The organism is Treponema medium, from assembly GCF_017161265.1.
GTDB classification, from domain to species: Bacteria; Spirochaetota; Spirochaetia; order Treponematales; family Treponemataceae; genus Treponema; species Treponema medium.
Genome location: NZ_CP031393.1, coordinates 1,790,653 through 1,805,254 on the forward strand (window position 1 = coordinate 1,790,653; position 14,602 = coordinate 1,805,254).

The 14,602-nt window shown below is 44.8% G+C and carries 9 protein-coding genes; 8 read left to right on the forward strand and 1 reads right to left on the reverse strand.

What is annotated here, in order from left to right; translation table 11 throughout:
* From flhB to DWB79_RS07930, 7 genes are all read left to right on the forward strand, one after another.
* Positions 1-1,152, forward strand: coding sequence for a flagellar biosynthesis protein FlhB (gene flhB / locus DWB79_RS07900; protein ID WP_016523511.1), 1,152 nt, complete (start codon positions 1-3; stop codon positions 1,150-1,152).
* A 2-nt stretch (positions 1,153-1,154) separates the two neighbouring features.
* Positions 1,155-3,260 carry a flagellar biosynthesis protein FlhA gene (flhA, locus tag DWB79_RS07905; RefSeq protein WP_016523512.1) on the forward strand — a complete coding sequence of 702 codons (2,106 nt, stop codon included), beginning with the start codon at positions 1,155-1,157 and terminating at the stop codon, positions 3,258-3,260.
* Positions 3,260-4,582 (forward strand): flagellar biosynthesis GTPase FlhF, encoded by a 1,323-nt coding sequence (gene flhF / locus DWB79_RS07910; RefSeq protein ID WP_016523513.1) that lies wholly within the window; start codon positions 3,260-3,262, stop codon positions 4,580-4,582. The genes flhA and flhF overlap by 1 nt, the downstream gene beginning before the upstream one ends.
* A gap of 74 nt (positions 4,583-4,656) precedes the next feature.
* On the forward strand, positions 4,657-5,556 hold the full coding sequence (locus DWB79_RS07915; protein ID WP_016523514.1) for a MinD/ParA family protein: 900 nt from the start codon (positions 4,657-4,659) through the stop codon (positions 5,554-5,556).
* Positions 5,557-5,611: 55 nt separating this feature from the next.
* Entirely contained in the window at positions 5,612-6,982 is a 1,371-nt protein-coding gene (locus DWB79_RS07920) for an MATE family efflux transporter (RefSeq protein ID WP_016523515.1), read from the forward strand.
* A gap of 725 nt (positions 6,983-7,707) precedes the next feature.
* Positions 7,708-9,555 carry a hypothetical protein gene (locus DWB79_RS07925; protein ID WP_016523517.1) on the forward strand — a complete coding sequence of 616 codons (1,848 nt, stop codon included), beginning with the start codon at positions 7,708-7,710 and terminating at the stop codon, positions 9,553-9,555.
* On the forward strand, positions 9,542-11,398 hold the full coding sequence (locus tag DWB79_RS07930; RefSeq protein ID WP_016523518.1) for an RNB domain-containing ribonuclease: 1,857 nt from the start codon (positions 9,542-9,544) through the stop codon (positions 11,396-11,398). Before DWB79_RS07925 ends, DWB79_RS07930 begins: the two co-directional genes overlap by 14 nt.
* 83 nt (positions 11,399-11,481) lie before the next feature.
* Here the strand turns inward: DWB79_RS07930 and DWB79_RS07935 are convergent, their stop codons facing one another.
* A complete protein-coding gene (locus tag DWB79_RS07935; protein WP_016523519.1) occupies positions 11,482-12,612 on the reverse strand; it encodes a Fic family protein in 1,131 nt (376 codons plus the stop codon).
* 539 nt (positions 12,613-13,151) lie between these two features.
* Here DWB79_RS07935 and DWB79_RS07940 point away from each other — a divergent pair.
* Positions 13,152-14,465, forward strand: a complete 1,314-nt coding sequence (locus tag DWB79_RS07940; protein WP_016523520.1) for a M18 family aminopeptidase — start codon at positions 13,152-13,154, stop codon at positions 14,463-14,465.
* Positions 14,466-14,602 lie beyond the last annotated feature (137 nt).

Here is a 14,602-nt window from a genome sequence, read left to right on the forward strand (position 1 = left end):
ATGCGGCAACTCGCGATAGAAACTTCAAGCGAATATAATGAGCGGCATTTTTTCATCGACTTGCAGTGGTTTGCTGCAGAGGATGAAGGACGTACCGAAGACCCAACCGACTATAAAATACGCAAAGCTCGCGAAGAAGGTCGTGTCGCAAAAAGTCAGGATATCAACGCTGCATTGGTACTGCTGTTCCCCGCCGGCGCCCTGATTTTCCTTTCTTCCTTTTTTTTGGAAGAGTGTATGGAAATCCTGCGCTTCTTTTTTTTACGGAGCACGCAGGCTGATATCCGAAGCGGTATTTGGTTCGGTATTTTCGTACAATATTTTTTGAAGCTTGCACTTCCGCTTGCGCTTATTGCAATGCTTGCAGGCGTTATCGCCAATATCATTCAAAATAACGGATTTTTATTTTCTACCAAGCCTATTCAGCCTCAATTCAATAAGATTGTCCCTGACTTCATACGTTTTTTTAAACGTGCGCTTTTTTCTACTGAAGGTTTATTCAATTTTGCAAAGTCGTTGACAAAGGTTGTTGTGCTGGTATTTGTTGCCTTTTTGGTGATACGGGCAAATCTTCCTCATTTTATTGAGCTGCTGACGGTGAGTTTTCCGCAGGCGATTTTTTTTATTGCAGGACTTGCGGCAAAATTACTTGCAACCGCTGCTTTGCTGCTTTTGATTCTTGCAATTCCCGATTACTTTTTTCAACGTAAGCAATTTATCGATTCGCTGAAGATGACAAAGCAGGAAATAAAAGAGGAATACAAGGAATTGGAGGGCGATCCGCTGGTTAAGGGACGAATCAGGCAGCAAATGCAGGCTATCCTTTCTCAAAATGCAATCCGCAATGTGCCTAAGGCCGATGTGGTTATTACGAACCCGACGCACTTTGCTATTGCAATGCAGTGGGATTCAAAAACGATGGCAGCGCCGATGGTACTGGCAAAGGGTGCCGATGCAATGGCGCAGCGGATAAAGGCGATCGCTCGTGAGCATAATATTCCATTAATAGAAAACAAACCGCTTGCTCGTGCACTCTATGCGAAAGTTCAAATCGGTGATATAATTCCTGAGGAATATTATCGGGCGCTTTCGTTAGTATTTGCAGAAGTATATACCCTCAACAACAAAAAACAGGAATTCTATAGAAGATAATTATGGCCGCAAAAAAGTACAATATCGATATCGCAGTTGCATTTACCGTCATTCTCATGGTGCTGATGTTTATCATCCCGCTCCCCACCGTGCTCCTTGATTTTTTTATGGCGCTGAACCTCACGTTCAGCCTTGTCGTATTGTTGATTGTACTGTTTACCGCGCGCGCTACCGACTTTTCGGTTTTTCCTTCATTGCTGTTGCTGAGCACCATCTTCGGACTGGTGTTGAACGTGTCCTCCACTCGTCTTATCCTTTCAAAGGGAGAGGCGTTTGACGGAGCAATGATACGGGCATTCAGTTCATTCGTTATCGGCGCATCGGGCAGTCAAGGTCTTGTGATCGGGTTTGTCATCTTTATCATCCTTATTGCAGTGCAAGCCTTTGTTATTACGAAAGGCGCCAAGCGGGTTGCCGAGGTTTCCGCCCGTTTTAAACTTGATTCTCATCCGACAAAGAGTATGTCCATCGATGCCGAATACAACGCGGGCATTATTACCGACGAAGAAGCTCGGCAGAAAAAAGAGCAGCTGCAGCGGGAAGATGACTTTTACGGCGCAATGGACGGTGCAAATCAGTTTGTGTCCGGTAACGTAAAAGTCGGTATTTTTATTACGGTTATCAACGTTATCGCCGGTTTGATTATCGGGATGGTGTTCCGAACTGAATCTTTCTCTAATGCGTTACGTACCTACACAACATTGAGTATTGGGGACGGGTTGCTTGCGCAGCTGCCTTCGCTCTTTTTGTCGGTAGCGACCGGCTTGCTGGTTACCCGTATGATCGATGAAGGATCGTTCGGGCAGGATATTAAAAAGCAGTTTTCCCAAATCGGGTGGATTTACTTTGTTGCCGCCGGTACGCTTGCTATTATGGGTGTGCTTCCCGGCTTTCCCCATGTTGTTTTATTTATTATTGCATTTGTTTTGGCCTTTGTCGGCTGGAGAATTGTCAAGGAAGAACGGACATTTAAGGCAGGTAAAGAAAAGCAAGCAGCGCAAAAACAGGCGGGGCAACAACAGCGTACCGGAGGCGGAGGAGAGCCTGGGGCACCGGGAGAAATTGCTCCCATTGTACCGCTTGATCCTTTATCGCTGGAGCTCGGCTATGCGTTGATTCCGCTTGTCGATAAGGACAAGGGGGCGGAATTGCTCGAACGTATTACACGCATCCGGCGGGAAGCTGCACTTGACCTCGGCTTGGTTGCCCCGCGTATTCGTATTATCGACAATATGCGGCTTGAACCGAGCGAATATTGTTTTAAGATTAGGGGCGTAGAAGTGGCGCGGGGCAAAATCCGCATGGGTTGGTACCTCGGTATAAACCCCGGCGGCGTTTCCGAAGAAATTCCCGGTGAGCGCACCGTCGATCCTACCTTCGGTTTACCGGCCGTGTGGATATCAGAGGAAAACCGCGACCGAGCCGAGCGAGCCGGTTATACAGTGGTAGATCCGCCTGCAATTATCGCGACGCACCTTACCGAGGTGATTAAAAAGCACGCAGCCGAAATTCTCGGGCGGCAGGAGGTGCAGGGGATTATGGATGCCCTGCGCAAAGACTATCCGGCGGTTATCGACGAAGCGGCAAAGGTATGCAGCCTCGGCGAGGTACAAAAAGTGCTGCAAGGTTTGTTACGGGAACAAGTGTCCATCCGCAATACAATCGTTATTTTGGAAACGCTTGCAGATTTCCGCCCGATTACATCCGATATTTCCCTGCTTGTTGAAAAGGTTCGGCAGGCGCTCGGACGGCAGATATGTTTACAGTATGCCGACGAAAATAAAACGCTCCATGTGCTGACAGTTGAACCTGCGCTTGCTCAAAAAATTATCGAAAGCAGAATAGATACGGTAAATGGGCCGATGGCGGCGCTTGAACCGTCCGAGCAGCGGATGTGGATACGCTCGCTTATTCAAGCAGTTACAACGATGCAGAAAAACGGCTTTCTGCCTATTGTACTGGCGCCCGAAGCTTCTGCCCGTGTTTTGATTAAAAATTCAACCGATAGGGAGATTCCTGATCTTGTTGTGCTCTCCATCCCCGAAATTGCAAAAGATATACAGGTTGAAGTGATCGGCGAGATAAAATTGGAACAGGATAAGAACTAATGGAACTTTTTGTTGAGCAAGATTCGACGTATGATAAATGTCTGAAAAAAATTACAAAAAAGCATGGCGATGCCGTTACCATCTGGAGAAGGAAAGATGCCAAAATTAGCCGGCTTTTTGGACTTTTCGAAAAAGATATGGTGGAGGTAACATTTACGGTAAACGATAAAATACCTCCGCGGCCGTCTTTACTTTCGGAACAGCAGCCGCCGGTGAGACCGGCAACCAGATTGACCGGTGTGAGTAATTTAAACGATGAAGAAGAGCGGCTTAAAATCGTAACACGATATGCAAATAAAAATCCTGCTGCTGCCGATGAGCTGCGCCAATATGTTGATATGACAGCAAAAAAAAATCCTGAAAAAAAGTCTGTTTCCATTTCTACACCGGAGCAGGAGAAGTCTGTAGATAAGCTTACCGAAACAGTGGAACGTCTTGTTGCGGAAATGAAAAAACAGAATGCACCGCGGGTAGATGCCGAACATGAGCATATTGTCAAAGTCCAAAAGATACTCGAAGAAAATGATTTTTCTCCTTCATATATCAAAAAGCTTTCTGCCCGTCTGAAGGATGAACTGAGTTATACGGAAATCGAAGATTTTTTGACAGTACAGAAAAAAATCTTTGAACTGCTTGCCGAATCAATCAAAATTAAACCTGCCGACAGTCAACCTAAAACACGGGTAGTCTTATTGGTCGGTCCTACAGGGGTTGGGAAAACAACAACGCTTGCAAAAATTGCCGTACAGTATATCCGTAAAAATTCCGAGCATCCCTTACGGGTTAAAGTAATTACGATTGATAACTGGCGTATTGGGGCAGCGTATCAGATGAAGCGCTACTGTGAATTGATGGGGATTCCTTTGATGGTAGCGTCAAGTCCTGCCGAAGTACGCAAATATATGGCATTGTATCGCGAAGAAGCCGATGTTATTTGTATCGATACCATCGGGCGGAGTCCGAAAGACCGCGAAAAGATTTCGACCATGCAAAATTATTTTACCGAACTGGGTGATGATGCCGAGGTATATTTGACGGTATGCGCCGGAACGCGAATAAACGATATTCGGGAAATTATGAAAGAGTATGCGGTTTTTAAATACAAATCGCTGATCATTACAAAGTTTGATGAAACCTCATATATCGGCAATTTATTGAGTATTATTTCGGAAACGAATATACCGATAACGTATATAACGGCGGGGCAAGAAGTACCGCAGGATTTTATGCTTGCCGATGTCGAAGTCTTTTTAAAAAAACTAAAAGGCTTTTCAGTTGATGAAGAATATATCAATCAACTGTGTAATAAAGATAGAGAGTAACTTCTCAAAGTTGCTGCTTTAAAGAAGCTCGAAACGCAATCGATTTGATAAAAGTTCAAAGTGTGGAGAAAAAAATGGGTGATCAGGCTGACGGATTACGTCTCTTAATGAAAGAAATAAATAAAGGCGCCGACAATACCGGAGGCGGTCAGGATACGACGCAAAAAACTCGGATTATTGCCGTTACCAGCGGCAAGGGGGGCGTAGGCAAAACCAATGTTGCTACCAATATGGGAATTGCTTATGCTCAGATGGGGAAGAAAGTTATTGTTCTCGATGCCGATCTCGGACTTGCCAATGTCAACGTTATTTTAAATGTCATTCCGCAGTATAATTTATATCACGTTATTAAAAAGCAAAAGAGATTGTCGGAAATTATTATCGACACCGAATATGGTATTAAATTGATTGTCGGCGCTTCCGGCTTTGCAAAGATTGCGAATATGGCAGAAGCGGAGCGCAATGAATTCATTAACGAAATGTATACCCTTTCCGATGTCGATATTATTATCATCGATACGAGCGCCGGTGTGTCAAAAAATGTATTGAGTTTTGTCGCCGCTGCCGATGAAGTGGTTATCATCACAACCTCCGAGCCGACCGCAATCACCGATGCCTACGGTATTATCAAGGTGATTGCAACGGAAGTCGATAACATGAATCTCAACCTAAAAATGATTATCAATAGAGTTGATTCTGCAGCGGAAGGTAAGCGGATTGCAGACCGTATGATAAAAATAGCTGCACAGTTTCTAAATCTTAAAATTGAATATCTCGGGTTTATCTATAATGATCCTTTGGTAACAAAAGCTGTTCTTAAACAAAAACCTTTTATTATCGCAGAACCCAACGGTAAAGCGGCAAGCTGTCTAAAGCATATTGTGTCCCGTATGGAAAAAACCGAAATTCCTGAAACCGGCGGTTTTGCGCACTTCGTAAAAAAATTATTTGGACGCAGCTGGGAAACGGAATAGAAAAACCTCTAAAACATCAAGTCTATTGGTTTGTTGATGGAGGGAGAATACGTATATGACGATGGCAGCGCGGTTTAGGGCGGTATTTTTTGATAAAAATTTTTTAAGAACATTGTTTACAATCGCTCTTCCGATTATGCTGCAGAATTTTCTGAGCGCCTTTGTTAATATCCTCGATACGGTGATGATCGGTAAGCTCGGTACCATCGAGCTTGCGGCTGTCGGCTTGGGGAATCAACTTTTCTTTTTGCTCAACCTGATTCTATACGGTATTGGTTCCGGCAGCATGGTATTTACGGCGCAGTTCTGGGGCAAAAAAGATTTTAAGGGCTTACATAAAACACTCGGCATTTCTATGCTGGTGTCTGTATTCTTTGCTGTTCTGTTTACGGTCTGCTGTGTAAGTATGCCGAAAGAAATACTGTCGTTGTATACAAAAGATACTGCGGTAATCGAAACCGGTGTGCAATATCTGAGGTTGTCGGCGTTGTGCTTTATCCCGTTTGCGATAAATTTTATGCTGATGATTACGCTGCGTTCCATCGAAAAAGTGAAAGTTGCAGTCGGTGCTACGCTGGTGTCTTTGATTGTCAATACGACGCTGAATGCTATTTTAATTTTCGGGTTATTCGGCGCTCCTGCATTGGGCGTCTGCGGGGCGGCTATTGCAACCGTTATTGCCCGTTTTGTTGAACTCTTTATTACGTTTGCCGTAACAAAGTATCGGAAATATCCTGTTTTAGGAACGTTAAAAAACCACTTTACCTTTGATGCTAAATTCTTAAAAGTGTACCTCTTAATTGTACTACCGGTACTGTTAAACGAAACTTTGTGGTCTTTCGGTATCACATTCCATCACAAAATTTTTGCAAGTATTAACACGTTTTCTTATGCAGCGTTTAATATTACCAACACTATCTCGCAGTTGACGTGGGTTATCTTTATCGGCTTCGGTAATGGAGTGAGTGTTTTAATCGGAAAGAAAATAGGTGAAAAGCATGACAGCGACGCACGGCAATATGCCGCTAAAGTGTTGTTGTTTATTCCAATAGTTGCGATCTTTATCGGTGCCGCGCTGATTCCTATTTCGTATCTTGTTCCTTTTATTTTTAATGTGGAGCCGATTGTATTGTCAACGGTTAAAACACTGTTTGTTGTGTTGGCATGCTGTTATCCCCTTAAAGCCTGCAATATGTGTATATTGATAGGACTGGTGCGCGCGGGCGGCGATACCCGTTTCGGCATGATTTGCGACACCTTTATTATGTGGCTGATTGCGATTCCGCTTGCATCTTTCGTATCGATTCATACCGCGCTTCCGCCGTGGGTCGTTTATATGTGCCTCTTTAGCGAAGAGCCGCTCAAACTGCTGCTAGGGCTGTGGCGGATTAGATCCGGTAAATGGCTCCATTCAGTTACCGACTAACCTCTAGGGCAAACATATCAAACGTTTTGCGGATGGACCCCGCAGAATAATAGGCTGTTCAACCAGAGTTGAACCTCTTCGCTGTTCAAATGGTCGCCCAGCCTATTATTCTGCGCTTTTGATTTATCTGTCTGATGTGTTTGTCCTTTTCCTGAAAAAATTTGTGCAAAATTTTAGATAAAATTTTGCACAAAGGGAAGGCAAACGCATCAGACGAGTAAATATAGATCGCAAAATCAGGATGTTGTTAAAAATATACTTTCCGTTAGCCTTTTGAAAATAGCCTGTCCAGAAGTGTACCTCCGTGTACACTTCTGGACGCGAGTTTTTGTTCCACAAAAACATCGCTCCTGTATAAAACCACTGCCATCCTTGGCAGTTCTGAAGATGCTAGGAGCGTACAAAAAACACCCGCAGGCACGGTACGAAATGTACATCCATGTACATTTCGTACCTACGTGTTTGCAAGGCAAATACGCTGCTGCGTGGAACCACCGCCATCCGTGGCGGAAATGATACGTTGAGCATTTATTGCAGAAGCGGTACGGATGCCGCTGGTTTAAACAGAAGCGATATTTCGGCTTTGCCGAAATTCGCCATTAAAAGTGTACACGGATGTACACTTTTAATGATGCAACGCAGTAGATGCGCCGTATATTTCAAAAGGAATCTGATGCGTTTATTGTGGATTGTCATATTTGCCCTGCTATGATATGCTTTAGCGTATGAAAGATATGCGCCGAACGGTTCTTGTTTTACTTTCCTTTTTTTTCATTGTAATTTCCGGTTTTACGGATCCGCTGTCGGAGGGAATGTATACTCGTGAGCGGCTGATGCAGGTATACCGCAATGAAATAGCGGAAGCATCTTCACATGAAATAGCGGCGAGTGAAGTCGGCGAATGGTATGATATTATCGAAACGTCTCTTTTTATGCTGATACGAAGAACCGAACTCTTTCGCGGCTCGATGCGCTTAATCATAACTGACCGGAAAAATGCCCATTGTATGATGTATCCCGACGGGACGTTTCTTGTAAGTACCGGTCTTTTGGATTATATCGATTCACTCCTTTTTATGGATACATTCGGTTCTGCGCGCAAGATACGGAATTTGAACAACGAACGGGAGAATTTTTTTGCTCCTATCGCTGCGGTGTGTGCGGCACAGTTTGCGCTCAACTATTACAATACCGCTAAAAACACAGCGCTTTCTCCTGAAAAGCTCTACACCGTCGATATAATGGCAAGTGTATTGCTCACTATTGCCGGTTATCCTCAAGGGTTATTAGAAACATGGCTCAATCGGCTGGCTTTGCTTTACGCTGATACGGAAACGGCGAAGGTCTTTGCATCATTCTCAACCGGTTCTGTAAAACCTGCTGTACGGCTTGAGCAGTTGAACGGCAACGGAGATGATATTACGCATCTGTACGAGGAAATTTCCGGGGTGCTGTTTGCATTGCAGAACCGCAGAGGAACGGTTGATGCGCGTACCGTGTTGAGTAATTTACTGCAGCTGTTCCCGCAGAGCCTTTATATCAATCGCTTGAATGCTTTGGTTGCTCATCAGGCTTGGCTAAACAGTCTTGATAAACGAGATACGGAGATGGCAACTATTCTTCCTGCTGCAGTGTATGATAATGCATCGGTTTTTGCGTTCTTCCAATCGGCTGATTTTATGTTTGAAAATGATGATGATGATGAACAGTCCGATTACGTTTCAAAGACAATGCCGACACGGAGCAACAGCGCTCTATATGAGCAGGCAAAAAAAGCATATAGCGATTATCTTACTATGATATACGAGGCAGGAAGCGCATCGAGTTATGCGTATCTGCTCGCTTCGTCTCCATTGACTCATGAGCGCGATGCCGTACTCAGCATTGCGGAACAGGCAGATCTCTTTCATACGGGAGCCGATGATAAAACTGCACGGGCAAACTATGCTGCGCTGTTGTCTCTACTAAGAAAAGACTATACAAAGGCGCAGCAGCTGCTTGCCGATTGTCTCGATTCATCTGCTCGAAAAACAACTGGTAAAGTGTTGTTTGTAACGACGGGATTTCCTGCCGATGAGCGGCTGATCCGCTGTAATTATTTCCGTATCCTAAAAAAATTAAACAACAAAACAGGCGCTGCAAAAGAAAGGCAATGGCTTGCCGATATTTTAAAAGAACCTGAAACGGTTGTGCCGATTGTTATCCGCAATGTTTCTGTCGGAGATACGGTCGATAAATTATTGAGCGCTTGGGATAGACCGTCCAGTATTATCTACAATTATTACAGTGAACGTTGGCTGTATCGTCTGCTGAATGTTGAACTGATCATCCGTTCCAAAGACGGGGATGGTGCGGTACTACAAATGAGTATCGGCTTTCCGTCATCTCTAACTCTTTTTAACGAAATACGCACCGGAGATTCCCGTGAGGCTTTTGAAAAAGTATGCGGAAAAGCGGTGTACCGCAGCTGCGACGCACTGATGTACCACAAACAGGGAAATCTCTTACAGGTGATGTACGGCAATAATAAAATACGAAACATTACAATCCGGAACATAAATGAAAAAAGGTAATCTCGTTCTCTATAAGAATCAGCCCGCACTCATTACCGATGTGCAGGGTGATAAGTTTGAAATTACACTGGAAGCCGGCACAAAGAAAGTACGCGAAAAAGATATTGTGCTGCTTCATAACGGAGAATGCCGGAGTATTAAAGTAGCACTCGATGCCGAAGTACCTGCTGCGGATTTCGGTGAAGCGGCGGATTTCTTTGAAGGGGAAACGCCGTCTTTTGCTGAACTTGCGGAGTTGCTGTGGGGAACGTACACAGCGGAGCAAAGCTGGAAACTCTGGGAAACTCTTTGTGCCTCGCCTTATTTTATCTGTACTTCGCCGGCACAATCGATCGGTATCCGTACTCAGGCGGAAATAGAACGGCTCAATCAAAAGCAAACGGAAAAAGCGCAAGCTGAAAAATTGCGGCAGGATTTTATCGCAGCCCTTCGCGCCTGTATGCAGGGAAAGCCGTTTACAGAAAGTAAAGAATTATATACGCCGTTTTTTCAAGAGCTTGAGGCGCTCGCCTTGGGGAGTTCTTCCGCTTCTAAAATATTAAAAGATGCAAAGTTGGAGCAAACCCCCGAACAGGCTCATGATATTCTGTTAAAAACGGGTTTTTGGCCTATTGAAAAAAATCCCTATCCGGCACGCTTTGGTCATTCGCTCCATTCGTCAAAAGCGGATATTCCGGAACCGGTATTTCCCGCAGCGCCGCTCGATTTAACGGCAATTCCTGCGTATGCAATCGATAATCCCAACAGTACCGATCCCGACGATGCGGTTTCTTTTGACGGGACATACTTGTGGATTCACATCGCAAACCCTGCCGACACCATTCAGGCCGATACGCAAAGCGATACCGATGCCTGCGCCCGCGGCGCAACGCTGTACACGCCGGAAGGAGCTGCCCGAATGCTCGGCGAAAAAGCGGTTGACTATTTTGCCCTCGGGTTAAAGCCGATATCTTGGGCGCTTTCCTTTAAGCTGCTCCTCGGTGCCGACGGTGAAATCAAAGAAGTAGGTATTCACCGCACTCAGCTTTCGGTTATCAGGATGACGTATGAAGAAGCGGATGCTCAAAAAGACTCGTCCGCATTAGCGCCGCTTTTTGCCATAGCGGAGAAAAACCGCATCAGACGGGAGAATGCGGGCGCCGTATCCATCGATTTTCCCGAAGTGTCTATTACATTGGCAGAGCAGGACGGCATAAAACGGGCGCAGGTTCAGCCTGTTGTCCAGACTGAAGCCGCTGCAATGATTAAAGAAATGATGCTGCTTGCAGGGGAGGCAGCCGCCCGTTTTGCCTTTCAGCACAGTATTCCGTTTCAGTATATCAGTCAGGAGGCGCCCGAACTGCCGAATAAGTTGCCGTCCGGTCTTGCCGGGGAATACAGGAAGCGGCGCGCCATGCGTCCGCGCAGCGTGGGTACCATTCCGTCGATGCACGCTGCGCTCGGGCTTGCGATGTACGGACAGGTAACAAGCCCGCTCCGCCGCTACGGGGATTTAGTCAGTCATCGCCAGCTGTTGAACTATATTGACGGTAAACCGCTAACGCCTGCGGCTGACCTCATCCTTAAAATAGCGGCGGGGGACGTGGCGGGGCGCGCCTGCGTTTTTGCGGAACGGGCATCCCGTCAGCATTGGACACTCGTGTACCTGCTGCAAAATCCCGATTGGCGCGGTACGGCAGTGGTGCTTGAAGCAATGGGCAAAAAAGCTCATGTTTTTATCCCGTCCCTTGGATACGAAGGCGACATAACGCTCGATATAGAACCGGAACTCAATCAGGAACTGACCGTAAAGGTACGCCGTATCCGTCTTGCCTATCTGCAAGCTTCGTTTGAACAGGTATGAGCTTTATAGGCTGAGCGGCGGCTCTTGAAGATATACATTGTATTGAAGGGTGGACTTTTTCTGCAAGTGCTGCTTTGAGTCTGTTAGAATAGCTTGATATATTCATCAAATACAAACGTACGGTTGCGCCGGTAGCCGGTAGTTTCTTTGAGAATCGCTGCTTCCATAAAGGCTTGGAGCAAGTTGTTTGCCGCTCTTGCAGAAAGATGTAACTTATCTTGAATAGCCCTACTGCTAATAATCGGTTTACTAAAAAGAAAATGTAATAAATCAATGCCGGTCGCCGCTCTTTTCCCAAAATCATTAAGAATCATTTTTTCACAACTGGTGCGTAAGTCAATAATATTTTTTAGCGTATAAGCTGAATTTTGTGCTGTTATACTGACACCTGTTAGAAAAAACTTAATCCATTGCGTAAGGTCGTTTTTTGTTCGCACTAATGTTAAATTATCATAATAGAGCGTTTTATTCTTTTCGAAAAAATCTGAGAGGTATAAGAGCGGTTGCTGTAAAACTTTATTGTACACCAAATAGAGCGTTATTAAGAGTCGGCCGATTCTTCCATTTCCATCTAAAAAAGGATGGATAGTTTCAAACTGATAGTGTGCGATAGCTATACGAATAAGGTGCGGAATTTTGATGGTCTCATTATTTAAGAAGATTTCGAGGTCGGATAATAATTCCGGTAGATGCTCATGTGAAGGTGGTACAAAAACGGCATCAGCTAACGTTGCTCCGCCGAGCCAATTTTGAGAAACGCGGAATTCACCGGGGCTTTTATGTTCTCCTCTTCCTTTAGAAAGCAGTATTTTATGAATATTTTTGATCAGCCGATTGGAGAGTGGTAGGGTATTCAATTCACTGATAGCGCTATTCATTGCTTGTACATAGTTATGAACTTCTTGCCAGTCATCGCGTTTTTCCGGATCAATATTATTTTGGTCATTGAGCGCTTCTTCGATATTAGTTCTGGTACCTTCTATACGGTTGGAGATGACCGCTTCTTTAAAAATATGCATAATGATAAATTGATTTGAGTCCGGCACCAAAGAAGAAAAGGAATTCAGTTCACCCAAATGTAGAGAGGCTTCTTCCAAAAGCGCATTGATTGAAGGGTCTTGCCATGAAAAGTTATGATTGATCTTTTCAGGTAGAAAATACTGATATTTATACCCCTGTTTAAAGCATCCTGATTTAAAATCTTTTATATCCATAAAGCTTCCTATACAGCTCATCATAGTTGTATTCGGTATAAAAAACAAGTTATATTTTACTTTAATGGTTTAAAGTAAAATATAAGATTTTATAATTTCCTTTCAGAGCTGTTCGAGCGTTTTGTTGTAAAACCTTTCACTTCACCCTTGACTTTTGAGCGTTGATTACACGTTCAACAATACTTTTTCAGATTTCTCTGAAACTGCTCCTTTAGGATACGTGATAATTCCATTCCGTAATCTTCCCAAAATCATAAAAGACAGGTATACTAAAGAAGATAATCAGGGTAACCGCACTAAAAATGTTTCAAGCGGTTGCCTTCCATTTGTGCAAAATTTTGAATAAAATTTTGCACCATTTTTTTAGAGAAAGGGTAAACGCATCAGACAGAGCAGATCAAAATCGCAGAATAATTGAGGTTGTGAGACCATTTGAACCGCGAAGAGGTTCAACTCTGGTTGAACAGCCTCCATTATTCTGCGGGGATATTCAAAAAACGTCTGATGCGTTTACCCTGAACCACTCAAGGAGTATAGATATGGCGATGCAAAAACAGTATGCCCGTGAACTGATGCGGTTTATCGATCAAAGCCCATCGGTGTATCATGTGATTGAAAATGCCGGTAAAAAGCTCGAAGCTGCCGGTTTTACCCGTCTCAATCTTTCGGATGCCTTTCAGTTAAAACCGGCAGGAAAGTACTTTGTTACTGCAAACGGGAGCGCTCTTATTGCATGGCAGATGAGCCGCGGGAAGAAAGCGCGCGGGTTTAAGCTTGTCGGCAGTCATAGCGACTCTCCCTGCTTGCGGATAAAGCCTCATCCCGAAGTAACGGTGCAGGATCATTATCTCAAGCTGAATACCGAGGTATACGGCGGGGCAATTCTTTCAACATGGTTTGACCGGCCGCTTTCCGCAGCGGGACGTGTGGTTATACGGACTGATGATCCGCTTGCGCCTCAAGAAATGCTGTTCTCGTTTAAAGGCTCTCCGCTCATCATACCGAACCTCGCTATTCACATGAACCGTGAGGTAAACGACGGGTATAAAATTGAACGCCAAAAAGATGTGCTGCCGCTGCTTGGCATCATCAATAAGAAATTTGAAAAAGACGGGTATCTTGTTTCGCTCATATCCAAGCAGCTGCATGTACCGGTAAGCGCAATCCTCGACTTTGACCTCTATTTATACGATACGCAGCCGGGAAGTTTTTGCGGTCTTTCCGATGAATTTTTTTCGACGGGAAAAATCGATAACCTCGGTATGGCTTATGCTTCCCTCGATGCGCTGATTGCGCAAGATGCTCCGTTAGACTATGTTAAAGCTGCCTGTATCTTTGATAACGAGGAAGTCGGCTCGGAAACAATGCAGGGCGCCGGAAGCCCGTTTCTTGCGGATACACTCAAGCGGATTACGATTGCCCAGTGCGAGGCAGGTGAGCAATGGTTTGAGCTGTTCCAGCAGCAGTTGAGCAGGTCTTTCCTTATTTCCGCCGATCAAGCGCATGCTTACCATCCTAATTATCCCGAAAAAAACGATATTACCAATTTCCCGCTTGTAAACGGCGGACCGGTGGTAAAACTTGCCGCTTCGATGAGCTATGCGAGCGACGGTATTTCGGCAGGGATATTTAAAGACCTCTGTGCAAGAGCCGGCGTTCCGTGCCAAAACTTTGTCAACCGTTCCGATATAAAAGGCGGTTCAACCATCGGGCCTATTACTACGACAAACTTGCGGATTAAGACGGTCGATATCGGAAATCCCATCTTGTCGATGCATTCCATTCGCGAGCTGGGTGGCGTTGCAGATCAAGCGTATATCACGCAAGTATTTAATCAATATTATAAAGAATAATCCGGCTCCTTGCATCCGGCGGGAACGTCTAAGGGGGATGTCAGAAAAAGTAACCGCTTTTGAGGCACCCCTTATACGGCGCTTCCTCAAGATATATGCTAAAAATGCCGAAATTACAAGAGAAAGGGGCTTTTGTG

Excerpts from the sequence above, each read along its gene's own strand:
- flhB (WP_016523511.1), top strand. The coding sequence starts at position 1 with ATGCGGCAACTCGCGATAGAAACTTCAAGCGAATATAATGAGCGGCAT.
- flhA (WP_016523512.1), top strand. The coding sequence starts at position 1,155 with ATGGCCGCAAAAAAGTACAATATCGATATCGCAGTTGCATTTACCGTC.
- flhF (WP_016523513.1), top strand. The coding sequence starts at position 3,260 with ATGGAACTTTTTGTTGAGCAAGATTCGACGTATGATAAATGTCTGAAA.
- DWB79_RS07915 (WP_016523514.1), top strand. The coding sequence starts at position 4,657 with ATGGGTGATCAGGCTGACGGATTACGTCTCTTAATGAAAGAAATAAAT.
- DWB79_RS07920 (WP_016523515.1), top strand. The coding sequence starts at position 5,612 with ATGACGATGGCAGCGCGGTTTAGGGCGGTATTTTTTGATAAAAATTTT.
- DWB79_RS07925 (WP_016523517.1), top strand. The coding sequence starts at position 7,708 with ATGAAAGATATGCGCCGAACGGTTCTTGTTTTACTTTCCTTTTTTTTC.
- DWB79_RS07930 (WP_016523518.1), top strand. The coding sequence starts at position 9,542 with ATGAAAAAAGGTAATCTCGTTCTCTATAAGAATCAGCCCGCACTCATT.
- DWB79_RS07935 (WP_016523519.1), bottom strand. The coding sequence starts at position 12,612 with ATGGATATAAAAGATTTTAAATCAGGATGCTTTAAACAGGGGTATAAA.
- DWB79_RS07940 (WP_016523520.1), top strand. The coding sequence starts at position 13,152 with ATGGCGATGCAAAAACAGTATGCCCGTGAACTGATGCGGTTTATCGAT.